Annotated in this window: 20 protein-coding genes and 3 tRNA genes; 12 read left to right on the forward strand and 11 right to left on the reverse strand. The window is 62.4% G+C overall.

Going from position 1 to position 23279, the window contains the following annotated elements; translation table 11 throughout:
* Positions 1-32: 32 nt before the first annotated feature.
* The 3 genes from rimO to GYB81_RS04865 form a co-directional block, all read right to left on the reverse strand.
* Entirely contained in the window at positions 33-1355 is a 1323-nt protein-coding gene (gene rimO / locus GYB81_RS04855; protein ID WP_161866355.1) for a 30S ribosomal protein S12 methylthiotransferase RimO, read from the reverse strand.
* Positions 1356-1497: 142 nt separating this feature from the next.
* Positions 1498-1574 (reverse strand) — tRNA-Met (locus GYB81_RS04860).
* A gap of 114 nt (positions 1575-1688) precedes the next feature.
* Positions 1689-1765: transfer RNA gene (locus GYB81_RS04865), tRNA-Met, on the reverse strand.
* A gap of 144 nt (positions 1766-1909) precedes the next feature.
* Here GYB81_RS04865 and dinB point away from each other — a divergent pair.
* On the forward strand, positions 1910-2962 hold the full coding sequence (gene dinB, locus GYB81_RS04870) for a DNA polymerase IV (RefSeq protein WP_161866354.1): 1053 nt from the start codon (positions 1910-1912) through the stop codon (positions 2960-2962).
* Between the two features lie 93 nt (positions 2963-3055).
* Here the strand turns inward: dinB and GYB81_RS04875 are convergent, their stop codons facing one another.
* The 3 genes from GYB81_RS04875 to GYB81_RS04885 form a co-directional block, all read right to left on the reverse strand.
* Positions 3056-3454 (reverse strand): META domain-containing protein, encoded by a 399-nt coding sequence (locus tag GYB81_RS04875; protein ID WP_161866353.1) that lies wholly within the window; start codon positions 3452-3454, stop codon positions 3056-3058.
* A 4-nt stretch (positions 3455-3458) separates the two neighbouring features.
* Complete coding sequence (locus GYB81_RS04880; RefSeq protein WP_024308724.1) at positions 3459-3890, reverse strand: hypothetical protein; 432 nt, start codon at positions 3888-3890, stop codon at positions 3459-3461.
* Positions 3891-4081: 191 nt separating this feature from the next.
* On the reverse strand, positions 4082-6832 hold the full coding sequence (locus tag GYB81_RS04885; RefSeq protein WP_161866352.1) for a response regulator: 2751 nt from the start codon (positions 6830-6832) through the stop codon (positions 4082-4084).
* Between the two features lie 118 nt (positions 6833-6950).
* Here GYB81_RS04885 and GYB81_RS04890 point away from each other — a divergent pair, with 118 nt between their 5' ends.
* The 9 genes from GYB81_RS04890 to GYB81_RS04930 all read left to right on the forward strand — a co-directional run bounded on the left by GYB81_RS04890 (position 6951) and on the right by GYB81_RS04930 (position 18667).
* Positions 6951-7661, forward strand: a complete 711-nt coding sequence (locus tag GYB81_RS04890) for a response regulator transcription factor (protein ID WP_161866351.1) — start codon at positions 6951-6953, stop codon at positions 7659-7661.
* On the forward strand, positions 7658-9010 hold the full coding sequence (locus GYB81_RS04895) for a sensor histidine kinase (protein ID WP_161866350.1): 1353 nt from the start codon (positions 7658-7660) through the stop codon (positions 9008-9010). Before GYB81_RS04890 ends, GYB81_RS04895 begins: the two co-directional genes overlap by 4 nt.
* A gap of 167 nt (positions 9011-9177) precedes the next feature.
* Positions 9178-11247, forward strand: coding sequence for a TonB-dependent receptor domain-containing protein (locus tag GYB81_RS04900; protein ID WP_161866349.1), 2070 nt, complete (start codon positions 9178-9180; stop codon positions 11245-11247).
* A gap of 129 nt (positions 11248-11376) precedes the next feature.
* Positions 11377-12339, forward strand: a complete 963-nt coding sequence (locus GYB81_RS04905; RefSeq protein WP_161866348.1) for a siderophore ABC transporter substrate-binding protein — start codon at positions 11377-11379, stop codon at positions 12337-12339.
* 124 nt (positions 12340-12463) lie between these two features.
* Complete coding sequence (gene cysM / locus GYB81_RS04910) at positions 12464-13369, forward strand: cysteine synthase CysM (RefSeq protein WP_115291237.1); 906 nt, start codon at positions 12464-12466, stop codon at positions 13367-13369.
* Entirely contained in the window at positions 13369-14727 is a 1359-nt protein-coding gene (gene rlmD, locus GYB81_RS04915; protein ID WP_161866347.1) for a 23S rRNA (uracil(1939)-C(5))-methyltransferase RlmD, read from the forward strand. The genes cysM and rlmD overlap by 1 nt, the downstream gene beginning before the upstream one ends.
* A gap of 134 nt (positions 14728-14861) precedes the next feature.
* On the forward strand, positions 14862-17105 hold the full coding sequence (gene relA, locus GYB81_RS04920) for a GTP diphosphokinase (protein ID WP_161866346.1): 2244 nt from the start codon (positions 14862-14864) through the stop codon (positions 17103-17105).
* Between the two features lie 12 nt (positions 17106-17117).
* The gene (gene mazG / locus GYB81_RS04925; protein WP_161866345.1) at positions 17118-17948 is read left to right on the forward strand and encodes a nucleoside triphosphate pyrophosphohydrolase; all 831 of its coding nucleotides are present in this window, start codon (positions 17118-17120) and stop codon (positions 17946-17948) included.
* A 179-nt stretch (positions 17949-18127) separates the two neighbouring features.
* Positions 18128-18667 (forward strand): DUF2058 domain-containing protein, encoded by a 540-nt coding sequence (locus GYB81_RS04930; RefSeq protein ID WP_161866344.1) that lies wholly within the window; start codon positions 18128-18130, stop codon positions 18665-18667.
* A gap of 48 nt (positions 18668-18715) precedes the next feature.
* Here GYB81_RS04930 and GYB81_RS04935 read toward each other — a convergent pair whose 3' ends face one another.
* Positions 18716-18988 carry a Rho-binding antiterminator gene (locus GYB81_RS04935; protein ID WP_161866343.1) on the reverse strand — a complete coding sequence of 91 codons (273 nt, stop codon included), beginning with the start codon at positions 18986-18988 and terminating at the stop codon, positions 18716-18718.
* 119 nt (positions 18989-19107) lie between these two features.
* On the reverse strand, positions 19108-20355 hold the full coding sequence (locus GYB81_RS04940; protein ID WP_161866342.1) for an OprD family porin: 1248 nt from the start codon (positions 20353-20355) through the stop codon (positions 19108-19110).
* A gap of 316 nt (positions 20356-20671) precedes the next feature.
* Here GYB81_RS04940 and GYB81_RS04945 point away from each other — a divergent pair, with 316 nt between their 5' ends.
* Complete coding sequence (locus GYB81_RS04945) at positions 20672-21808, forward strand: DUF5610 domain-containing protein (protein WP_161866341.1); 1137 nt, start codon at positions 20672-20674, stop codon at positions 21806-21808.
* A 48-nt stretch (positions 21809-21856) separates the two neighbouring features.
* Positions 21857-22093, forward strand: coding sequence for a glutaredoxin family protein (locus GYB81_RS04950; RefSeq protein WP_161866340.1), 237 nt, complete (start codon positions 21857-21859; stop codon positions 22091-22093).
* 63 nt (positions 22094-22156) lie between these two features.
* Here the strand turns inward: GYB81_RS04950 and GYB81_RS04955 are convergent.
* The 3 genes from GYB81_RS04955 to mobA all read right to left on the reverse strand — a co-directional run bounded on the left by GYB81_RS04955 (position 22157) and on the right by mobA (position 23260).
* Positions 22157-22233: transfer RNA gene (locus GYB81_RS04955), tRNA-Pro, on the reverse strand.
* Positions 22234-22362: 129 nt separating this feature from the next.
* Positions 22363-22584, reverse strand: a complete 222-nt coding sequence (locus tag GYB81_RS04960; protein WP_161866339.1) for a YgdI/YgdR family lipoprotein — start codon at positions 22582-22584, stop codon at positions 22363-22365.
* A gap of 85 nt (positions 22585-22669) precedes the next feature.
* Positions 22670-23260 (reverse strand): molybdenum cofactor guanylyltransferase MobA, encoded by a 591-nt coding sequence (gene mobA, locus GYB81_RS04965; protein ID WP_161866338.1) that lies wholly within the window; start codon positions 23258-23260, stop codon positions 22670-22672.
* Positions 23261-23279 lie beyond the last annotated feature (19 nt).

Here is a 23279-nt window from a genome sequence, read left to right on the forward strand (position 1 = left end):
CATCGAGCGGGGTTTGTTTTAGTCGGCGGGTATCAGACCAGCTCGCCCCACATGTCGTATTCATCGGCGTCGACGATGCGCACGCGCACCTTGTCGCCCGGCTTGACGCTGGTGGAGTCGATGAACACGCTGCCGTCGATCTCCGGGGCATCGGCCCAGGAGCGGGCCACCGCACCTTCGCCGTCCACTTCATCGACCAGCACGTCCATTTCCAGGCCGATCTTGGCCTGCAGGCGTGCCGAGCTGATCGCCTGCTGGTGCGCCATGAAGCGCTCCCAGCGCTCCTGCTTGACGTCATCCGGTACTGGTTCCAGGCCCAGGTCGTTGGCCGGCGCGCCTTCTACAGGCGAGTACTGGAAGCAGCCGACGCGGTCGAGCTGCGCTTCGGTGAGCCAGTCCAGCAGGTACTGGAAGTCTTCTTCGGTCTCGCCGGGGAAACCGACGATGAAGGTGGAGCGGATGGTCAGCTCCGGGCAGATCTCGCGCCACTTCTTGATGCGCGCCAGGGTCTTGTCTTCGAAGGCCGGACGCTTCATCGACTTGAGCACTTTCGGGCTGGCGTGCTGGAAGGGGATATCCAGGTACGGCAGCAGCTTGCCGGCGGCCATCAGCGGGATCACGTCGTCGACGTTGGGGTAGGGGTAGACATAGTGCAGGCGCACCCACACGCCCATCGACGACAGCGCCTCGCACAGCTCGAGCATGCGCGTCTTCACCGGCTGGCCGTTCCAGAAGTCCAGCTTGTACTTCATGTCGACGCCGTAGGCGCTGGTGTCCTGGCTGATCACCAGCAGCTCCTTGACTCCGGCCTTGACCAGGCGCTCGGCCTCGCCGAGCACATCACCCACCGGACGGCTGACCAGCTTGCCGCGCATCGACGGGATGATGCAGAAGCTGCAGGTATGGTTGCAGCCTTCGGAAATCTTCAGGTAGGCGTAGTGGCGTGGGGTCAGCTTGATGCCCTGCGGCGGCACCAGGTCGATCAGCGGGTTGTGGGACGTAGCAGGCGGGATGACCTCGTGCACCGCGCTGACCACCTGCTCGTACTGCTGCGGGCCGGTGACGGCCAGCACGCTGGGGTGCACATCGCGGATGCTGTCCTCGGCCACGCCCATGCAGCCGGTGACGATGACCTTGCCATTCTCAGCCAGTGCCTCGCCGATGGCGTCCAGCGACTCGGCCTTGGCGCTGTCGATAAAGCCGCAGGTATTGACCACCACCACGTCGGCATCCTGGTAGGTCGGTACGATCTCGTAACCTTCCATGCGCAGCTGGGTCAGGATGCGTTCGGAGTCGACGGTGGCCTTGGGGCAACCCAGGGAAACGAAGCCGACTTTCGGTGTGGCGGTGGACATGCGGGCTAACCTCTAAGGGCGCCTGGGTGGCGCCTCTGATCAAAAAGTGCGCAATTCTAGCGGCGGATCATACGCTTGACCAGTGCTGGTCAGGGGGCGGAAACGAAAAAGGCCACTCGTTTGAGTGGCCTCTTTCTGAAGGTGGTTGCGGGAGCAGGATTTGAACCTACGACCTTCGGGTTATGAGCCCGACGAGCTACCAGACTGCTCCATCCCGCGTCGACAATTCTACGCTTGCTTAAAGTCTTGTCAATCGATTTCTTACTTATGATCGAAAAAACTAATTCTCGCCAAAGCAAAAAGGCCACTCAGTGAGTGGCCTTTTCGTGAAGCTGGTTGCGGGAGCAGGATTTGAACCTACGACCTTCGGGTTATGAGCCCGACGAGCTACCAGACTGCTCCATCCCGCGTCTGTGGGGCGGCATTCTACAGCCAGATGCTCGGGTGTCAACCGCTATTTATAAGAAAAGTGTTTTCAACTCAGGTGCTTAGCGTTAAACAGCTGTTAGACTTTAGTGCTCCAGGCCAGGCCGGACAAGGCTTCCGAGGATGTTGTGCGTAAGATAATTCATGTGGATTGCGACTGCTTTTACGCTGCCATCGAGATGCGTGACGACCCGAGCCTGGCCAATCGTCCGCTGGCTGTCGGCGGTTCGGCGGACCGTCGCGGGGTGATCGCTACCTGCAATTACGAAGCGCGTGCCTACGGTGTGCGCTCGGCGATGTCGTCGCGGCATGCATTGAAGCTGTGTCCGGACCTGCTGATCGTCAAACCGCGCTTCGAGGTCTACCGCAGCGTGTCGCGGGAGATTCACGGCATCTTTCGCCAGTTCACCGATCTGATCGAGCCGCTCTCGCTGGATGAGGCCTATCTCGACGTCAGTGACTCGCCGCATTTTTCCGGCAGCGCCACGCGCATCGCCCAGGAGATTCGCCGAAGGGTGGCGCAGGAGCTGCACATCACGGTTTCGGCCGGCGTGGCGCCGAACAAGTTCCTGGCCAAGATCGCCAGTGACTGGCGCAAGCCCAACGGATTGTTCGTCATCACGCCGGATCAGGTGGACGATTTCGTCGCCGAGTTGCCGGTGGGCAAGCTGCATGGGGTCGGCAAGGTCACAGCAGACAAGTTGACGCGCTTAGGGATTCGTACCTGTCTGGATCTGCGTGACTGGAACAAGCTGGCGCTGGTGCGTGAGTTCGGCAGTTTCGGTGAGCGCCTGTGGCGCCTGGCCCACGGCATCGATGAGCGCGAGGTGAAGGTGGATAGCCGCCGCCAGTCACTGAGCGTGGAGCACACCTACGATCAGGATCTGCCCGATCTGGACGCCTGTCTGGAGAAACTGCCGGCGCTGCTCGAGGAAATGAACGGCCGCCTGCAGCGCCTGGACGCGAGCTATAGGCCGGACAAGCCCTTCGTCAAAGTGAAGTTCCACGACTTCACCCAGACCACTCTGGAGCAGGCGGGCGCCAGCCGGGATCTGGACAGCTATCGGCAATTGCTCAGCAATGCTTTCGCCCGGGGCGACAAGCCGGTGCGGCTGCTCGGAGTGGGGGTCAGGCTGCACGATCTGCGTGGCCGGCAGGAGCAGCTGGAGCTTTTCGCCTAGTTGCCGTTGTGGGAGGGGCTTTAGCCGCGAGGTTTTATCGCGGCTGAAGCCCCTCTTACAGGAGCAGTGCGCGTCCTGTAAGCGAGTGTCGTGTTACTCGGCCCAGAGGCGGATCGGCTTGCCGCTTGCCGGCCACAGCTGCAACTGGCCGATGCCGTTGAAGTCCCAGCGCTGCACCTCGCCGAGCGCCGCGAGGAAGCGCTGTTCCTGTTCCATCAGAGCAGGAGCGCACATCTTGCGGGTGCTGCCGGCCGGCTCGAAGCTGAGCGCGTCGCCATTGAGCGTATAGCCGGCGAACCAGTGATTGCAGCCCGCGTGGCCATGGGCGCGGCCGTCAGCGGCGAAGGTGATGGTCAGGTGGCTGCGGTCGATCAGCGGGCGTTCGCCGATCCACTCCACACGGTAGCTGCGCTCGGTTTCCAGTTGCGGCGCGTCGCTGGCGCAGCCGGCCAGTGCGGCGGCGAACAGGGCGAGGGGCAGGGCGCGGTTCATGGTGTCAGGCCTCCTGGCAGGTGCGGCATAGATGACGGCCAGCGTCGTTGCGCCAGCCCAGTTCGGCGATGCGGGCCTCGGCTGCCGGCGCCTGCGCGGCTTTGCCGAGGGCCGCATCGACGGCGAATTCGAAATCCAGCTGCTTGCCGCAGCCGTCGCAGTTCACCTGCCAGTTATGAATGGCCAGTTCCTTGAACTGCGGCCCTTTGCACACGGCCAGCCACTGGCCGGGCGGGTTGATCAGGTGGCGAACCTTTTCCACATCCAGGCGCATGTGCAGGTCGCGGCTGCCCTTGAGGGTGACCAGCAGCGTGTCACCCGCCTGGATCGAACCGCCGTTGCCGGTGACCTGGTAGCGGCCCGGCGCCAGGGCGCGGCATTCGGTGAGGGTGTGTTGCGGGTTGAGCAGGGAATAACGGAAATCGTGTTCGGCCATGGGTCCTCCGGTTCAGCCGGCATGCTATCACGCGGTGCTGTGCGCTACGGCTTCTGCTTGGAGCGGATCTATCCGCGAAATTCGCGCTGTGATGGTGAATGAATTCGCTCCTGCAAAGCTGCCTAGCCCGGATGAAATCCGGGAAACGCAGCCAGCCGGCCCCGCACGCAGCCGGGCTACAGCTCTGGGCCCTACGCGCTCTGGGCAGTTGCTTCGGTCAGGCGCACGATGGCGTCGTCCAGTTCGTCAAGTGCGCGTTGCGCCTCGGGATCATCCTGCTTGAGCAGCGTCTCGCTGCGCTGGCAGGCGGCGCGCAGTTGCGGCACGCCACAGTAGCGGGTGGCGCCGTGCAGCCGGTGAACCCGCTCGATCAGCGCGGTGCGCTCGCCTGCATCGCGCGCCTGGCGGATGGCCTGACGATCTCCAGGCAGGCCGGCCAGCAGCATGCTGAGCATGTCCGCCGCCAGGTCGGCCTTGCCGGCGGCCAGGCGCAGGCCCTCTTCGGCGTCGAGCACCTTGGGCTGCAACTGAGGCGGCGCAGCTGGGGCGATTCTGTGACTCGGCTGGTTGCGCAGATTCAGGCCTGTCCACTTGAGCACCACCTGGGCCAGCTGGCGTTCATTGATCGGTTTGGTCAGGTAGTCGTCCATACCGCTTTGCAGCAGGGCGCGCTTCTCGTTGGCTAGGGCGTGGGCGGTCAACGCAATGATCGGCGTGGCGCTGCAGCCTTCTTCACTTTCCCACTGGCGAATCGCTTCGGTGGCTTCACGACCATCCATGCCGGGCATCTGCACGTCCATGAACACCAAGTCGAAGCTGCCTTGCTGAACGGCTTCTATCGCCGCGTAGCCGCTGTCCACTGCCTTGACCTGGGCACCCAGGTCGTCGAGCAGGGTTTGCACCAGCAGCAGGTTGGCCGGGTTGTCATCGACGCAAAGGATTTGCGGTCGGCGCGTGTCGCCAATGGCGACCGGCTCGCTGGCCGAGCGCTGTGGGTTGACCATTTCCGTCAGCGCCTTGTGCAGCTTGCGCGTGCAGGGAGGCTTGGCCTGCAGCTGGGTGTAGGCGTCGGGCAGCGATTCGTGGAACAGCCCCAGCTCGGTGGTCGGGCATAGCACCAGGGCTTTGCAGCCAAGACGATCGAGGTCGTGGATACGCTGGCCGAGTTCTTCGGGTGGCATCTGACTGGCGGTGATGCCCAGCACTGCCAGGCTCAGCGGTGGTTCGCGATGCCGCTGGTCGTTCACCGCCTCGAAGAGCTGGCTGGCATCGGCAAAGCTTTCCACCACCAGACCGCAGTCTTCGAGCTGATGGGCCAAGGCTTGACGCGCCAGCTCGTGGCTTTCCAGTACGGCCACGCGGCGGCCCTGCAGAGCGGCGCGCGGCAGGTCCTCGGCATCGTCCCGGGCCTTGGGCAGGGTCAGGGTGATCCAGAATTCCGAGCCTTCGCCCGGCGTGCTGTCGACACCGATCTCGCCGCCCATCTGTTCGATCAGGCGTTTGGAAATCACCAGGCCGAGGCCGGTGCCGCCGGCCTGGCGGCTGAGCGAGTTGTCGGCCTGGCTGAAAGCCTGGAACAACGCGCGCAGGTCTTCATCCGACAGGCCGATGCCGGTATCCATCACGCTGATGCGCAGCTGCGCGGTGTCGGCGCTCTCGTCCTCGACCATGGCGCGCATGACGATGGTGCCTTCGCGGGTGAACTTGATCGCATTGCTCACCAGGTTGGTCAGCACCTGTTTCATGCGTTGCGGGTCGCCGCGCAGCGCCAGCGGAGTGTCGCGGTAGATCAGGCTGACCAGCTCCAGCTGTTTTTCATGAGCGGCGGGGGCGAGGATGGTCAGGGTGTCCTGCAACAGGTCGCGCAAATTGAAGGGGATGGATTCGAGCACCAGCTTGCCGGCCTCGATCTTGGAAAAGTCGAGCACTTCGTTGATGATGCCGAGCAGGCTGTCGGCGGATTTTTCGATGGTCGACAGGTAGTCCTGCTGGCGCGGGCTGAGCTCGCTTTTTTGCAGCAGGTTGGTGAAGCCGAGAATGCCATTGAGCGGGGTGCGGATCTCATGGCTCATGTTGGCCAGGAATTCGGACTTGATGCGGCTGGCCTCCAGGGCTTCCTTGCGCGCGAAGTCCAGCTCGATGTTCTGGATTTCGATGGTTTCCATGTTCTGGCGCACGTCCTCGGTGGCCTGCTCGATGCTGTGTTGCAGTTCTTCCTGGGCATTTTGCAAGGCTTCGGCCATGCGGTTGATGCCGGCGGCCAATTCGTCCATCTCATGGCTGCCCAGCGGCGGCAGGCGGGTTTCAAGACGGCCGTCCTTGAGCAGGGCGACGCCGGCCTTGATCTCGCGCAGCGGGCCGTTGATGCTGCGGCTCATGCGCAGGGCGAGTAGGGCGGTGACGGCAAGGCCTGCGGCGATCAGCAGCAGGCTGGCGAACAGGCTGCGATAGCCGCTGAGCAGCGTGCCCTGGTGCGAGAGCTCCAGCTCGACCCAGCCGAGCAGCTCCAGCTTGCGCTCTTCACCCCGGAGATCGCTGAACACCAGATGCTGGTCGTAGACGGGCAGCAGAAAACGCGTGGCGTCCTGGCCGCTGAGCAGGCTGATCCCCGGCTGTCCGGCGGGAGAAGGATTCAGCATGCTCGGCCCGGCATGCGCCAGCAGGGCACGTTCGGGGGCAAGAAAACTGACTGCACGAACGTCCGGGTGCTCCAGTGCCTGCTGAGCGATGCGTTCAAGTTTTTTTACATCGTTCTGTTCCAGCGCCGGGGCAGCGAGGGGCGCCAGGTGTTCGGTCAGCATCTCGCCGCGCTGCAACAACTGAGTCTGCAGGTCCGACAGCTGCACCCAGGTAAAATAGCCACCCAGCACCAGCGCCAGCAGGCTTGTGGGTAGCAAGGTGAGCAGCAGCACGCGCCCTTTGATGCTGAGATCCTTGAACACGACCTTCCTCCTTCAGAACGTCCGAGCAGTGTAGCGATTCGGCGCGGGGGAATCTGTAGGTGAGTGCTCGTCGTTTAATAGGTAGAATTGTTCTCATTCTGCCTGTTCGGTTTTCACCATGATGACTCCTGTTTCCACCTCGGCTCGAATCCTTGCCGTCGAGGACGATCCGATGCTTGCCAGTCACCTGCAGGCCCACCTGATGAGGTGTGGGTTTGACGTGACGCTCAGCCATGACGGCAGCGAAGGTCTGCAGCTGGCTGAAAGCGAAGATTTCGACCTGATCCTGATGGATATCCTGCTGCCTGGTACCAACGGCCTCGAGGCGCTCCAGCGCCTGCGTCGGCAGCGCAGTGTGCCGGTGTTGCTGATGTCGGCGCTGGGCGACGAGCAAAACCGCATCGCCGGTTTCAGCCAGGGCGCCGATGACTACCTGCCCAAACCCTTCAGTCTGGGTGAACTGAGCGTGCGGATAGAGGCGATACTGCGGCGTGTGGCCTATGAGCGACGTGAACTGCGGCCGAGCACCGAGGACAGCGGCTTGCAGTTCGACGAAGGGCGCAGCGATGTCGCCTTCCGTGACAGCTGGGCTGGCCTGACACCCAGCGAATACCGCGTGCTGGAGCTGCTCTGGCGGCACAAGGACGAGGCTTTGAGCAAGCCCTTCCTTTATCAGCAGGCGCTGCGCCGCGCCTACGCTCAGCACGACCGCAGCCTGGACATGCACGTCAGTCATATCCGTCGCAAGCTGCAGGCCATTGGTTACGCTGCGGCCCGGGTGGAAACGGTCTGGGGCAGGGGGTACATACTGGTGCAGGTGAGCGCGTGACCCTGCCCGGCAGGCATTCGCTGCTGTGGCGCCTGACCGGAGCGCTGGCGCTGTTCTGCCTGTTTCTGACGAGTCTGTACGCCGATCTCGGGCGATTCGTGACCGAGGCTTCGTCCTATCTGTCGGACTCGAGTCGGCAGGTGCTGCTGGATTACGCCGAGGAGGCAGAGCATGCCTGGCGCCGGGATGGGGTCGAGGGTGTCGATGCTTTCCTGGTGCGGCTGCGCGAGCGCGAGTCGGTCTGGGCCGTGGTGGTCGATAACGGCAAGAGATCGCTGTCTTCACGGCCGCTGGATGATGAGGAATCGCAGCGTCTGGATTTCGTGCGTCGCCTGGATTTTCCAGTGGGCCGTCCTGACGGAACGCCCTCTTTTTACATCCCGTTCAGCGACGGCCAGGGCCGCCTGGTGATGGACCTTCCCTGGCACCTGAGCCCAAGGCGCTACAGCGATTTGTGGAACCTGCTGTTGGAACGCCTACTGCCAGCGCTGCTGGCGGTCTTTTTTGGTGTGGTGCTGTATCGCGTATTGATCGCGCCGCTGTCCATCATGCGGCGGCAGGCAGCGGCTCTCAGTGCGGGCGATCTTTCGGCTCGACTGGGACCGGAGATGGTCAAGCGTCGCGACGAGCTCGGCGAGCTGGCGCGTACCTTCGATCATATGGCTGAGCGCCTTGAAGGTACGGTGGCCTACCAGCGGCAGTTGCTGCGAGCGCTTTCACACGAGCTGCGTACACCATTGGCTCGCCTGCGCGTTGCGGGCGAGAGCGAACAGGACCTTGCGGCGTTGCGCCAGCGCCTGGAGCGTGAAGTACAGACCATGGAGAAGCTGGTGGGGGATGCCCTCGAACTGGTCTGGCTGGATACCGAAAGGCCTAGTTTGCCGCTAGAAGAGGTGGACGTTGTAAGGCTCTGGGATGTTTTACGGGAGAACGCGGGGTTCGAAACGGGATGGCCCGCCGAGCGCATGCCCTGCGACCTGCCTGCCAACTGCCGCGTGATGGGTAACCTCAACGGGCTGGCGCAGGCATTGGAGAACATCCTGCGCAACGCTATTCGTCATTCGCCGCAGGGCGGTGTCGTGCGCTTGCAGGGGTGGCTGGAAAATGATCGCTGGCATCTGCAGCTGAGCGATGAAGGATGCGGTGTGGATGAGTCAGAGCTGGAGTTCATCTTCAAGCCCTTTGCGCGACTTGATGATGCGCGCCCTGGTGACGGAGGCTTCGGACTCGGACTGAGCATCGCGCGTGGCGCCATCGCCTTGCAGGGCGGGCAGATGTGGGCGACGAGTCCGCAGCGGCGCGGCCTGCATATGCACGTTTTGCTGCCCGCGGCCCTTGACGCGACCTAATTGTATAGAATGTAAATTCAATTTACTCGCAAATGATATTAAGTATCGTTTGGCTTTTCCTGTTGCCTGACCGAAGGCAGCAATAGTCATCGTTTCAGGCTCTGCATGGTTGTGTTTGATCCATGCATGGCTCTGACCGGGATATGGATCGCCAAGGAGATACTTATATGTTGCGTTTTTCTCGCAGCCGGCTGGCATGCGCCATCAGTTGCGTTGCCATGACCTGTACGGCTGCGCATGCCCAGGACGCCATTGAGCTGCAAAGCGTCAAGGTGGTGAGTGCTGCTGGTTACGAGCAGAACATAGCCGACGCGCCGGCAAGCATCTCGGTGATTTCTCGTGAAGAGCTGGAGAAAAAAGCCTACAAGAACGTCGTTGACGCGCTGAAAAACGTGCCGGGTGTCTATGCCTCCGGCGGCAGCACCTATCAGGACATCTCCATCCGGGGCATGGCTAGCGACTACACGCTGTACCTGATCGATGGCCGTCCCATGCAGGGTAATGATGCCTTCAGCCCCAACGGCATGGCGGGCGGCACCCAGATCGCCTTCCTGCCGCCGCTGGAGATGATCGAACGCATCGAAGTGATCCGCGGGCCGATGTCGTCGCTGTACGGCAGCAACGCCATGGGCGGCATCATCAATATCATTACCCGTCGCGCGCCTGACCAGTGGACTGGCTCCGTTTCCGGCGAGTACACCACGCCTGGCAAGAATAACCAGATCAACGAAGATGGCTGGCAGACCAATGTCTATGCAGCCGGGCCGCTGATCGACCAGTTACTGTCGCTGCAGGTCAATGGCGGCTTCCAGCGTATCGAAGAAAGTCACTTTCAGGGTGGCGGCAAAGATGCCTCCAGTGATCCGAAGTTCACCCGCAAGCAGGGCGGTCTGAAGCTTACCCTGACGCCGGATGAAGAGAACGATATCTCCCTGGCTTATGACTTTTCGCGCCAGGAGCGTGAAGCCAATGCCGGTGTTTCCAGTACGGCTGACGCATTTACCCGTGGTGATCGGGAAGTGTTCACCCTGGCGCACGACGGTCGCTATGGCCAGCTTCAGATGAGCAGCTACATCAAGTACGAGGAAACCGAGAATCCCAGTCGCGGCAGTGAGACCACCGGGCTGCGCGGCATATTCTTCGACACCCTGACGGCCAATTCCCAGGGTACTTATTTCTTTGATCGCCACACTCTGACGCTTGGCGTGCAGTACATCAGCGAAGAGCTCAAGGACCGGGCGACCAATGCGCTCAACGACCGTGGCCCGATGACGGCTGATCGCTGGCAGTATTCGCTGTTCATGGAAGACGAGTGGCAGGTCACCGATGACCTGGCGATCACCGCTGGTCTGCGCATGAATCGCGACGAGAACTACGGCACGCATATCTCGCCACGCCTGTACGGCGTTTATCATCTGACCCCGGAGCTCGCGCTCAAGGGCGGAGTATCCACTGGCTACCGCACACCGACCCTGCGCGAGTCGGCTGCCAACTACGGAGCCATTACCGGTGGAGGTCGGCTGGCCTATCCAGGCGCAGTGATCATCGGTAATCCGAATCTCGATCCGGAAAAGAGCACCAGCTACGAATTCGGCTTCGTCTACGACAACCCCGAACTGGGCTTGAACACCAGCGCCATGCTGTTCCTTACCAAGTTCGAGGACAAGATTACCGAGAATCGTCTGTGTTCCAGTGCGGACGGCGGAGGCGTTTCTTCCAACCCGGCGAGTTGGGGCGTGGGCGCCAATGGCTGCTCCACGAATTATCAAGGCACCAACTACTGGTTCGTCAGCGAGCAGATCAACGTAGACGAAGCCGAGATGCAGGGTGTCGAGCTGACCCTGGACTATGACCTGCTGCGCAATCTGCGCCTGGGCACCAGCTATACCTTCACCGATTCCGAGCAGAAAAGCGGCAGTTTGAAAGGTGAGCCGCTGAACAAGATTCCCAGGCACATGTTCAATGCGCTCCTGGATTACCAGCTCAGCGACCGTATCGGCCTGTGGACCCAGTACAACTACCGTGGCCGTACCTCCGACTACCTGAGCCGTACCTCGATCGCCGAGGGCACCCCGGGCTACGGCTTCGTCGACCTTGGTGCGACCTGGCAGGTTACCGGCAGCACCCAGCTCAAGGCCGGCATTTACAACCTCGACAACAAACAGGTGACCAACAGCGACTACGGCGTGGTACTCGACGGGCGTCGTTATACCCTGGGCTTTACCACCACTTTCTAAAAGAGGCACGGCGGCGAATACCGGTCCTGGCGTCATCCGCCGTGTTGCCGTCGCCAACCCCTGGGCGTTTCACAACGTTCATGGGTAGCCCTTCTGACCTTCAATTGATAACGGATACAAGGAGAGAACATGATCTCGCTTCGCTGGGTTCTGGCCAACGTGCTTATGATCTTCAGTTCGCTGGTCCTCGCGTCGGCCCAGGCGGCCTATCCCGTTACGGTTAGTCATGCCCAGGGCAGCCTGACCTTGAATGAAGCGCCCAAACGGATTGCCGTGTTCGACCTGGGCACGCTGGACACGCTCGATGCGCTCGGCGTATCGGCGGCCGGAGTGCCGCAGATGGTCGGTCCGGCCTATCTGCAGAAGGCTTATGCCGGACGCGAGGTGGTCGACATCGGTACCCTGTTCGAGCCTGACTATGCCGCTTTGCAATCCCTCGAGCCGGATCTGATCATTATCGCCGGGCGTTCCAGCGCCGCTTACGAAAAGCTCGCGCAGCTGGCGCCGACCATCGACCTCAGTATCGCTCCGGAAAGCTTCCTTGCGGGCGTGGAGGGCAACCTGCAACTGCTGGGAGCTATCTTCGACAAGCAGGAGCAGGCCGCGAAACTCGGCAGCGAGCTTGAACAGGCGCTGGCAGCGACGCACGAGAAGAGCAAAGGGCTGACCTCGCTGACACTGTTCACCATCAACGATGCCCTGATGCTGCATGCCCCGGGTGAGCGTTTCGGTATGCTGTACGAGGTGTTAGGTACCCGCTCCGTTGCTGAGGCGGTGGACCCGGCCAGCGTGCCGCAGGGGCGCCCGGCGCCGGATTCGCCGGAGGCCAGGCAACTGCGCGAACAGCAGCAGGTGCGCCTGGATGCGGCCTTGCAGGCTGAGCCGGACTGGTTGGTGATTCTGGATCGTGGTGCGGCAACCGGGGGTGAAGGCAAGGCGGAAGAAACCCTGGGCAAACACCCGGGAATCGCCGCAGGCAAGGCCTGGACAGCAGGCAAGGTGTTCTACCTCAATCCGGCCACCTGGTATATCGCGACAGGCGGTTATCAGGGGCTGATGAAGACCTTGAAGGATTTCTCCGCCGCGCTGTGAAAACTAGCGGCAGCCCTGGTGGCTGCCGGCTTGCGTCACGACACGACAGCGATCATGGCGTGATGAAGTCACGGGTTCGGCGTATCATGACGCCCCTTCGCGTCAGTCTGGATTCGAGCGACCCATGACCCTGCAATTTCCCACCATTGCCGATTGCATCGGCAATACCCCCCTGGTTCGTCTGCAACGCCTGGGCGGCGACACCAGCAACACGCTGCTGGTCAAGCTGGAAGGCAACAACCCGGCCGGCTCGGTCAAGGACCGGCCGGCGCTGTCGATGATCAACCGCGCCGAACTGCGCGGCGACATCCGCCCCGGCGATACCCTGATCGAAGCCACCAGCGGCAATACCGGTATCGCCCTGGCCATGGCGGCGGCGATCAAAGGCTACAAGATGATCCTGATCATGCCGGACAACTCCACCGCCGAGCGCAAGTGGGCGATGACCGCCTACGGCGCCGAGCTGATCCTGGTCAGCAAGGAAGAGGGCATGGAGGGCGCGCGTGATCTGGCCGAGAAGCTGCAGGCCGAAGGGCGCGGCAAGGTGCTCGATCAGTTCGCCAATGGCGACAACCCCGAGGCGCACTACAGCGGCACCGGCCCGGAAATCTGGCGCCAGACCGGCGGGACCATCACTCACTTCATCAGCTCCATGGGTACCACCGGCACTATCATGGGCACCTCGCGCTACCTCAAGGAGCAGAACCCGGCGATCCAGATCGTCGGGTTGCAGCCGCAGGAAGGCTCGGCCATTCCGGGCATCCGTCGCTGGCCCGAGGAATACCTGCCGAAGATCTATCAGGCCGAACGGGTCGATCAGGTGATGGACATGGGCCAGGCCGAGGCCGAGCACGTCATGCGCCGTCTGGCGCGGGAAGAGGGCATCTTCTGCGGCGTTTCCTCTGGTGGCTCGGTGGCCGGCATGCTGCGCCTTTCGCAGCAGGTGGAGAACGCGGTGCTGGTGGCGATCATCTGTGATCGCGGCGACCGCTACCTGTCCACCGGCGTTTACCAAGAACCGGCTCACTGATGGCCAGACGCAGCTCCAACCTGCGCTTTCAACCCAGCGGCGGCAGTCGCGCGGCGCAGATTCCGGTCGGCAAGAAGCAGAAGCTCGCCATCGAGCGCCTGGCTGGCGACGGTCGCGGCATCGCCTTCGAAGGCGGGCGTACCTGGTTCGTCAGCGGCGCCCTGGCCGGCGAGCAGGTCGAGGCGCGGGTGCTCAGCGCCCGCAGCCAGACCATCGAAGCGCGCGCCGAACGCATCATCGCTGCCAGCGGCGAGCGCCGTGAGGCGCCTTGCAGGCATGCCGATCGCTGCGGCGGTTGCAACTTGCAGCATATGCCGCATGCCGATCAGCTTGCCCTGAAACAGCGCACGCTGGCCGAGCAGCTGTCACGCCTGGGCGGTGTTCAGCCGGACGAGTGGGCAGCTCCGTTGACGGGCCCCGAACTCGGCTACCGCCGCCGCGCGCGCGTTGCCGTGCGCTGGGATGCCAAAGGACGTCAGTTGCAGGTCGGTTTCCGCGCCGAAGCCAGCCAGGACATTGTCGCCATCGACCAATGCCTGGTACTGGTACAGCCCTTGCAACCTATTTTCAGCGCCTTGCCGGCGTTGTTGCACAGCCTGGAAAAACCGCAGGCGGTTGGGCACGTCGAGTTGTTCAGCGGCAGCGCCGAAGCCGTGCTGCTGCGCCATACCGCCGCGCTGCCGGAAGTTGATCTGAGCCGCCTGCGCGCCTTCTGCGACGAGCATCGCGCGCAGCTGTGGTTGCAGGGCGAGGGACAGCCACAGCCGGACGATCCCTCCGCGGTGCTGGGGTTCGAGCTGCAGCGCTGGCAATTGCAGTTGGCCTACCGTCCGGGCGATTTCGTACAGGTCAATGGTCTGGTCAATGAGGCCATGGTCGCTCAGGCGCTAGACTGGTTGGCAGTACAACCTGGCGAGCGGGTCCTGGATCTGTTCTGCGGCCTGGGCAACTTCGCTTTGCCGCTGGCGCGCCAGGCGGCCGAAGTGGTGGCCGTGGAGGGCGTCGAGGCGATGGTGCAGCGGGCTGCAGGCAACGCGCAGAACAACGGCTTGGACAATGCGCACTTTTATCGTGCCGACCTGTCCAACCCGCTGGCCAATGAAGCCTGGGCGCGCGGTGGTTTCGCCGCGGTGTTGCTCGACCCGCCGCGCGACGGGGCGTTTGAGGTGGTACGTGGGATGAGCGAGCTGGGCGCGCGGCGTCTGGTCTATGTATCCTGCAACCCGACTACGCTGGCGCGCGACGCCGCCGAGTTGGTGCAGCAGGGTTACCGCCTGCGCCGCGCCGGGATTCTCGATATGTTCGCGCAAACCGCGCATGTCGAGGCGATGGCTCTGTTCGAGAAACCCGAGATCTAGGTCTCGGGCCAAAGCGGTACGTTCGGTACCGCAGGGGTGTGCAGGACGCGCATCCTTTCAGTTAATCCGACCGGCTCAGAGAAGGCCGGCGACTGCTCGGTGTGGCCTATGCGCACCGTAGGGAAGGTAAGACGATGGTTCAAGTGAGAGCGCATCAGCCAGTCAACGACGACGGCAGCATCAATCTTGAGGCCTGGCTGGATCATGTCACCCGCGTCGATCCGGCGCTGGATCGCAAGGCGCTGCAAGAAGCCTGTGAGTTCGCCCGCGATCTGGAGCAGCAGGCCAACACTACCGAGCATCATTGGAGCGAGGGCGCATCGACATTTCGCGCCGGCCTCGATATCGCGGAAATCCTCGCCGATCTTAAACTCGATCAGGATTCGCTGGTTGCGGCGATCATTTATCGCGGGGTGCGTGAGGGCAAGATCACTCTGGCGGCGGTTCATCAGCGTTTTGGCCCGGTGGTGGCCAAGCTGATCGAAGGCGTGCTGCGCATGGCGGCGATCAGCGCCAGTATCAACCCGCGCGAGTCGGTAGTGGTCGGCTCGCAGACGCAGGTGGAGAACCTGCGCAAGATGCTGGTGGCCATGGTCGACGATGTACGCGTGGCGCTGATCAAGCTGGCCGAGCGTACCTGCGCCATTCGCGCGGTCAAGGAAGCCGACGAAGAGAAGCGTCAGCGCGTCGCGCGCGAGGTGTTCGACATCTATGCGCCACTGGCTCACCGCCTGGGCATCGGCCATATCAAATGGGAGCTGGAAGACCTGTCGTTCCGCTACCTGGAGCCGGAGCAGTACAAGCAGATCGCCAAGCTGCTACACGAGCGTCGTCTGGATCGCGAGCAGTACATCAATGATGCGATGGATCATCTGCGCCAGGAGCTCGACGCCACCGGCATCAAGGCCGACATCAGCGGCCGGGCGAAACATATCTACTCGATCTGGCGCAAGATGCAGCGCAAGGGCCTGCAGTTCAGCCAGATCTACGATGTGCGTGCGGTGCGCGTGCTGGTGCCGGAGGTGCGCGACTGCTACACCACGCTCGGCATCGTGCACACCCTGTGGCGACACATCCCCAAGGAGTTCGACGACTACATCGCCAACCCCAAGGAAAACGGCTACCGCTCGCTGCACACCGCCGTGCTCGGCCCGGAAGGCAAGGTGCTGGAGGTGCAGATCCGCACCCACGCCATGCACGAGGAGGCCGAGCTGGGCGTTTGCGCGCACTGGCGCTACAAGGGCACCGACGTCAAATCCGGCTCCAACCACTACGAAGAGAAGATTTCCTGGCTGCGTCAGGTCATCGAGTGGCATGAGGAGCTGGGCGATATCGGCGGTCTGGCCGAACAGCTGCGCGTGGATATCGAGCCGGACCGGGTCTACGTCTTCACCCCCGACGGCCACGCCATCGACCTGCCCAAGGGCGCGACGCCGCTGGACTTCGCCTACCGCGTGCACACCGAGATCGGCCACAACTGCCGCGGCGCCAAGATCAACGGTCGAATCGTTCCGCTGACCTACAGCCTGCAGACCGGGGAGCAGGTGGAGATCATCACCAGCAAGCAGGGCTCGCCGAGCCGCGACTGGCTCAACCCCAACCTGGGCTACGTCACCACCAGCCGTGCGCGAGCCAAGATCGTCCACTGGTTCAAACTGCAGGACCGCGACCAGAATGTCGCGGCCGGCAAGCAGTTGCTCGAGCGCGAACTGGCGCGGATGGCACTGGTGGGCGCGGACTTCGACAAGCTGGCCGAGAAAGCCAATCTCAAGACTGCGGAGGACCTGTTCGCGGCCCTGGGCGCCGGCGATGTTCGCCTGGCTCATGCGGTCAACCTGGCGCAGCAACTGGTCGAGCCGGAGCGCAGCAGTGAGCAGCTCGAACTGATTCCGCGCAAGGCGCAGGGCTTTAAACCGGGCAAGCGCGGCGATATCCAGATTCAGGGTGTCGGCAACCTGCTGACGCAGATGGCCGGCTGCTGTCAGCCGCTGCCTGGCGACCCCATCGTCGGTTACATCACCCTCGGGCGTGGCGTCACCATCCACCGTCAGGACTGTCCCACAGCCTTGCAGCAGACCGCGCGCGAGCCGGAGCGGATGATTCAGGTGAGCTGGGGGCCGGTGCCGGTGCAGACCTACCCGGTGGAAATCGTCATCAAGGCCTACGACCGCTCCGGTCTGTTGCGTGACGTCACCCAGGTGCTGCTTAACGAGAAACTCAACGTGCTGGCGGTCAACACCCGCTCGAACAAGGAGGACAACACCGCCTCCATGTCGATCACCGTGGAGATTCCCGGCCTCGATGCACTCGGTCGCCTGCTGGCGCGTATCGGCCAGTTGCCCAACATCATCGAGGCGCGTCGTCACCGCGTGGCATAACAGGACGTATTCATGTACCAACTCGACGACCTGCTGCACCTGATGGCGCGCCTGCGCGACCCGCAACACGGCTGTCCCTGGGACCTCAAGCAAAGCTACGCGAGCATCGTGCCCTACACGCTGGAGGAGGCCTACGAAGTCGCCGACGCCATCGAGCGCGGTGATTTCGATCACCTGCCGGGGGAGTTGGGCGACCTGCTGTTTCAGGTGGTCTACTACAGCCAGCTGGCGCAGGAGGAGGGGCGCTTCGACTTCGCCCGGGTGGTCGATGGCATCACCCGCAAGCTGATTCGCCGCCACCCCCACGTATTCCCAGACGGTGACCTGTATGGTGCGCCGGATGCGGCCAAACTGGAGGAGGCCGCGGTCAAGCAGCGCTGGGAAGAGCTCAAGGCGCAGGAGCGCGCCGAAAAGGCCGCGGCCCCCGAGCAGTTGTCCCTGCTCGACGACGTACCCACTGCGCTGCCGGCGCTTTCGCGCGCCGCCAAGTTGCAGAAGCGCGCCGCCCAGGTCGGTTTCGACTGGCCAGAAGCGCTGCCGGTGGTGGACAAGGTCCGCGAAGAGCTGGACGAAGTGCTCGAAGCCATGAGCGAGAACGATGCCGAGGCGGTGGCCGAGGAGATTGGCGATCTGTTGTTCGTGGTGACCAACCTGGCGCGGCACCTGAAGGTTGATCCTGAAGCCGCGCTGCGCGCCGCCAATGGCAAGTTCGAGCGACGCTTTCGCTTTATCGAGCAAAGCGTGCGCGAAGCCGGGCGCAGCCCTGGCGACTGCTCGCTGGAAGAACTGGACGCGCTGTGGGGCGAGGCGAAGAAGCTGGAGAAACAGGCGCCAGGCTGTTGATGACGTAGCCCGGATGCAATCCGGGAAATGCCTAGCTCGTGCCTCCCGGATTGCATCCGGGCTACCGTTGGGTTTTCGGGCTGGAGCCGCTGCGCCTTAGCCCTTATGCTGGGCGCCTTGGACTGGCAGCGCGAATCTGCGTCGCTGCCGCAACAAAATCATGTTCGGGATCTTTAGTCATGGGTCTTTCCCTGCGCGACCAGCTGCTCAAAGCCGGCCTGGTCAATGAAAAACAGGCCAAGCAGGTTGGCAAGCAGCAGCAGAAGCAGAAGCGTCTGGCGCACAAGGGCCAGGCCGAACTGGACGACAGCACGCGCCAGGCAGCACTGCAGGCTCAGGCCGAGAAGGCTGCGCGCGATCAGGAGCTGAACCGCCAGCAGCAGGAAAAGGCCGAGCAGAAAGCCCGTACGGCGCAGATCAAACAGTTGATCGAGCGTTCGCGCCTGCCCAAGCTCGATGGCGAGGACTACTACAACTTCGTCGATGACAAGAAGGTCAAGCGCCTGCCGGTCAACACCATGGTGCGCAACAAGCTGTCCAACGGCTGGCTGGCCATCGTTCGCCATGGTGGTGGTTATGAAATTATTCCGCGTGAAGCCGCGCTGAAGATCCAGGAGCGCGATGCCTCGCGCATCGTTCTGCTCAATACCCATGTCGAAGAGCCGGATGCCGACGATCCTTACGCGGCCTATCAGATTCCCGACGATCTGATGTGGTAATGCTGCGTTACTTGGGCGTTGCGCACCCTGCCGGTATGGGCGTTGCGCTCAGCAGCGCTTGCCGCTTAACAGCACCCGGCCGAAGCTGGCGCCCGGATCCTGCGGGGTGATCGCCAGCAGCCGATCCATGCGCAGACGCTGCTCGCCATCGGTCGTCCGTAGCAAGAGAAATTCCTCCTTGCTCGCGGCGGTTTCCGTGGTCATCGCCTGGCCCAGCAGGCGAGTGCCGTCGACCAGTTCGACATCCAGCTGATAACCGTGCATGCAGGCGATCTCGAGGTAGTCGTAGAGGTCGCAGGCCAGGGGTTGGTAGTTGTCCATCGCGTTATCCTCCAGAGTCGCTGGAGCCTGGTCGAGATAAGGCTCCGACTGTTCTTGGCAAGACCAAAGGCGCCGCAACCCGGTACTGGTGTTGCGGCGTCTAGGTGTTGCTGGAACGTTTACATCAGCGGGATGGTGTAGCTGACGATCAGGCGGTTCTCGTCAAGGTCACCGATACTCGCGTTGGAGCGTACCATCGCGTTACGCCAGCGCACGCCGAGGTTCTTCAATGGGCCTTCCTGGATGATGTAGCTGATATCCACGTCGCGTTCCCATTCCTTGCCGTTGGCGCCGCCGACGCCGTCGAAGCCGTCACCGGTAACGTAGCGCACGAAAGCCGTCAGCCCGGGAATGCCGTAGCTGGCGAAATTGATGTCATAGCGCGCCTGCCAGGATTTCTCGTCCTTGCGGGTGAAGTCGAGAATCTGCAGGTAGTTGACGATGTAGGGGTCGGTTTCGGCCAGGAAGGGGAAGGCATTGTCGCCGCCGACCTTCTGATAGCCCACGCGGAAGGTGTGCGCACCGATGCCGGCCCAGAGGTTGACCGAGGTCAGGTCGTTGTCGAGATTGCCGCCGAGTTTGCGGCCGTTGTCCTGAGAGTCGAAGTAGGCCAGGTTGGCGCCCAGTTTCCAGTCTCCGATCGGTTGCACATGGATCAGGTTGTACAGCTTCTGGTCGTAGATGTCTTCCAGCTCGCCGTACCACAGGCCAACGGTGGTGTTGCCACCGTTGAACTTGTAGTCGCCGCCAGCGAAATTGTAGCGATCGCTCTCGCCGCCGACGTTGGTGGCAGTGATGTCCTGACTGTTGGTGGAATTGCGGAAATTCACTTCGCGCAGCTGTCCGCCATTGAGCGTCAGGCCATCGATTTCCTGTGAGGTGATCATCCCGCCGTTGAAGACCTGCGGCAGCAGGCGCGAGTCGCCCGAGGAGACAATGGGGAGCTTGGGCATCAGGCCGCCGACTTTGCCCACGGTCTTGGACATGCGCACTTTGACCGCGCCGGTGGCTTCGGAGTATTCGTCCGGGCCTTCGTTGCCAAAACCATTGGGCAGCAGGTTGGTGCCGGCGCGCTCGTCCGAAGAGTCGAGTTTCAGGCCCAGGCCTGCGTAGGCATCCAGGCCGAAGCCGACGGTGCCTTCGGTGAACCCTGATTCGGCCTTGAAGATGAAGCCTTGAGCCCATTCTTCGCGCTTGGACTGCTGAGCCGCCGTAGTGTCGCGCAGATCGCGATTCATATAGAAGTTGCGCAGTTCCAATGTTGCTTTGCTGTCGCCGATAAAGTCAGCCTGTGCCAGGGTTGGCAGCGTCAGGCAGGCGCCCAGCGTGGCGAGGGCCACGGCGCGGGCGAGGGGAGTCTTGCTCATTATTGTTGTCTCCTCGTTGTTATTAGCAGCTCGGCCACCATGTGACCGATCAGTTACGGCGCGATGAAATAAAGCATCTGGATAGCGAGTCGACTGTAAGACTTTAGTCTGGCGGGGCTTCAAGCGAAGCGGAGGCTGGACGGGCGCAGGCTCTAGACCGCGGCTATGGGTATGTTCGGAGGGCGCCATCGATCAGAAAAAATGCGCCCACGGGAAATCGACCTGAGAAAAATCGGTAACCGTTGGTCGATAAAAGTTAAAGGTAGCTTTCCACAGGCCGTTAAGTTCGGCAGATAACCTATTCGGGTACCCAGCCATGAATCCTCTGAGCTCACTCAATTCTGCCGCGTCCCGCGCCGCGCAAACCAGCCCGTCTGTGGCAGCGCGCAACAGTTCCGCCGATCCGCAGGCTACCCTGGCCAATCGGCTTGCCGAGAAACTGGGCGTGCAGCCGGGGTCGCTTTCCGGGCCGCGTGATGACTACACGCCAGAGAAGGTAGCCGGGCGTATTCTCGGTTTCATCGAGCAGCGTCTGCAGAGTGAGGCGGCCGCCGGGGCCGATCCGGCCAAGCTGGACAAGCTGCTGACCCAGGCGCGCGACGGCGTGGAGAAGGGCTTCGCCGAGGCACGCAAGATTCTTGATGGTATGGGCGTGCTCAAGGGGCAGGTGGCCAGCGATATCGACGACACCTACAAGCGCATTCAGGATGGTCTTGGCGATCTCGACAAGCGCTTCGGTAGTGCCCCGAGCGAGTCTGGCAAGGTTGCGGTAGCTGGCTACAGCGAGCGCTTCAGTGCATTGGCAGAGACGTTCGATCTGTCCGTGACTACACGTGATGGCGATCGCCTGCGTATTTCCGTAGCGCAGGCTTCTGCCAGCTGGTCACAGAGCAGCTTCGCAGCCTCCAGCGACGGCAAGTCCACCACCGTAGCGGGTAGCAGCCAGTCCGGCAGCATGCGCATCGGCGGCTGGCAAGTCGATGTCGAAGGTGAGCTGGACGACGACGAGGTCAAGGCGCTGGAGAAACTCTTCAGCCAGGTTCAGGATCTTTCCGACAAGTTCTATGCCGGTGACCTGGCTGGCGCTTTCGACCGCGCCATGGCATTGGAAATGGACAGCGAGCAGTTGGCATCGATGTCTCTGCGTCTGACCCAGACCAGCGTGCGCCAGGCTACCGACGCCTATGGTGCGGTGGCCGGACAGGGTGCCAGCGCGGTCAATGGCGGGCTGCAGGAGTATGCGCAGGGGTTGCTCGATGCGCTGCGTACTGCCGGTGATCTGAGCAAGGATGCTGGCGGCCTGCTCAAGGATCTGCTCAAGGGCGGTTTCTCGCTCGATGAGCGCTTCGACCTGCCTCGTCTGGAAAAGGCTGACAGCCTCAATCGCAGCCTGCTCGACGGCTTGCAGTCGCTGCTCGCCGGTCAGGGAGGCAAGGGCGGAGACGTGAGCTGATCCAGCCCGGTGTTAAACTGCGCACCTTGCGGATAGTGAGGTGCGCACATGACGCCTGAATGCCAACTTTTCGGAACCCTGGGGTGTCATCTCTGTGAGGTGGCCGAGGCGTTGCTGATGCCGTTCGTCGAGAATGGTCTGCTGGTCGAGTTGATCGACATTGCCGAGCACGAAGGAATGGTCGAACAGTACGGTTTGCGCATTCCGGTGCTGCGCCGTTGTGATACCGGTAGTGAGCTGAACTGGCCATTCGATGCCGATCAGGTGGCGGGCTTTTTGAGCTGAAAGGCTGACGCCGAGAAAACTGCAGGCAATAAAAAACCCGCCGGTTAAGGCGGGTTTTTGATTTGGTCGGAGAGACAGGATTCGAACCTGCGACCTTCTCGTCCCGAACGAGACGCGCTACCAAGCTGCGCTACACTCCGAATGAGGCGTATTCTACCGAAAAACTTTTACCGCACAAGGGGTTAGCCTGAAAAAATCTGCAGGCTGATCCGCCGTTTCTGCAGCCGGGGCGAACCCCGATGCTAGTCGGTCGCGCCTCTGGGCTGGTCTCAGAGATCCTTGACGGTCTGCACCTGATCCTTGTTGATCGTGGCGCGCTTGCCATCAAGTTGCTCGAATTCGTAGAAGCCGGATTCCTCATCGAATTTTGGCTTGTCCACGGTCTGGATCTCACGCCCGTCATTCAGCGTGATCACCGACGGCGTAGAGCAGCCGGCCATTACAACGAAGCCGAGGGTCATCAGCAGGGCGGGGATGATCCGTTTGGTCATGGTCTTTCTCCTTGCATTCAAATGGGTGCCATACCTTCGCTCAGACGTAAAACTGTTTTGCGAGTTCCGCAGCGGGCGTTTGGCTTCAGCTTGCAGGTGCGCTTTTTGCCAGCGTTTCGGGGGTGTTCAGGTTGGCCAGCCGCGCATCGTCCGGCGGGCAATCGACGGCGATGGGGGACAGTTTGCCGAACCAGCGTTGCGGGCTGCGCTCGCCGGAATGCCAGGCGTGCTCCAGATCCTCCTTCAATCGAGTCGGCAGCAGGCAGAACAGGGGTTGCCAGTAGTTGCCCTGGCGAATCACCACCGGCTGGTTGCCGGCGTGGGCGAGCAGTGATTCGATCAGTGCACGGTCCACCAGCGGGGCATCGCATGGCAGCACAAGCATCTGCTCGTGGCGTGCCGCGGCCATGCCGGCACGAATACCGGCCAACGGCCCTTGAAAGTCGTGGTCCGGATCGGCGACCAGTTGGTCGGCGTAGGGTGCGTAGCTTTCGCTATTGCGGTTGCAGGAGATGATCAGATCATCGCTCAACGGCCTGACCAGGTCGTGCAGCCAGGCGATCAGCGGCCGGCCGCGCCATTGCACCAGCCCCTTGTCGCTCCCGCCCATTCGCTGGCCGCGGCCGCCGGAAAGCAGCAATACAGAGCAGGCGAGCGGGGAGTTGGGGGCGGGCATGCGGGCAGTCTCCGAAGTC

The organism is Pseudomonas yangonensis (assembly GCF_009932725.1).
Lineage (GTDB): Bacteria > Pseudomonadota > Gammaproteobacteria > Pseudomonadales > Pseudomonadaceae > Aquipseudomonas > Aquipseudomonas yangonensis.

Excerpts from the sequence above, each read along its gene's own strand:
- rimO (WP_161866355.1), bottom strand. The coding sequence starts at position 1,355 with ATGTCCACCGCCACACCGAAAGTCGGCTTCGTTTCCCTGGGTTGCCCC.
- GYB81_RS04875 (WP_161866353.1), bottom strand. The coding sequence starts at position 3,454 with ATGAACCGCGCCCTGCCCCTCGCCCTGTTCGCCGCCGCACTGGCCGGC.
- GYB81_RS04880 (WP_024308724.1), bottom strand. The coding sequence starts at position 3,890 with ATGGCCGAACACGATTTCCGTTATTCCCTGCTCAACCCGCAACACACC.
- GYB81_RS04890 (WP_161866351.1), top strand. The coding sequence starts at position 6,951 with ATGATGACTCCTGTTTCCACCTCGGCTCGAATCCTTGCCGTCGAGGAC.
- GYB81_RS04900 (WP_161866349.1), top strand. The coding sequence starts at position 9,178 with ATGTTGCGTTTTTCTCGCAGCCGGCTGGCATGCGCCATCAGTTGCGTT.
- GYB81_RS04905 (WP_161866348.1), top strand. The coding sequence starts at position 11,377 with ATGATCTCGCTTCGCTGGGTTCTGGCCAACGTGCTTATGATCTTCAGT.
- cysM (WP_115291237.1), top strand. The coding sequence starts at position 12,464 with ATGACCCTGCAATTTCCCACCATTGCCGATTGCATCGGCAATACCCCC.
- rlmD (WP_161866347.1), top strand. The coding sequence starts at position 13,369 with ATGGCCAGACGCAGCTCCAACCTGCGCTTTCAACCCAGCGGCGGCAGT.
- relA (WP_161866346.1), top strand. The coding sequence starts at position 14,862 with ATGGTTCAAGTGAGAGCGCATCAGCCAGTCAACGACGACGGCAGCATC.
- mazG (WP_161866345.1), top strand. The coding sequence starts at position 17,118 with ATGTACCAACTCGACGACCTGCTGCACCTGATGGCGCGCCTGCGCGAC.
- GYB81_RS04930 (WP_161866344.1), top strand. The coding sequence starts at position 18,128 with ATGGGTCTTTCCCTGCGCGACCAGCTGCTCAAAGCCGGCCTGGTCAAT.
- GYB81_RS04935 (WP_161866343.1), bottom strand. The coding sequence starts at position 18,988 with ATGGACAACTACCAACCCCTGGCCTGCGACCTCTACGACTACCTCGAG.
- GYB81_RS04940 (WP_161866342.1), bottom strand. The coding sequence starts at position 20,355 with ATGAGCAAGACTCCCCTCGCCCGCGCCGTGGCCCTCGCCACGCTGGGC.
- GYB81_RS04945 (WP_161866341.1), top strand. The coding sequence starts at position 20,672 with ATGAATCCTCTGAGCTCACTCAATTCTGCCGCGTCCCGCGCCGCGCAA.
- GYB81_RS04950 (WP_161866340.1), top strand. The coding sequence starts at position 21,857 with ATGACGCCTGAATGCCAACTTTTCGGAACCCTGGGGTGTCATCTCTGT.
- GYB81_RS04960 (WP_161866339.1), bottom strand. The coding sequence starts at position 22,584 with ATGACCAAACGGATCATCCCCGCCCTGCTGATGACCCTCGGCTTCGTT.
- mobA (WP_161866338.1), bottom strand. The coding sequence starts at position 23,260 with ATGCCCGCCCCCAACTCCCCGCTCGCCTGCTCTGTATTGCTGCTTTCC.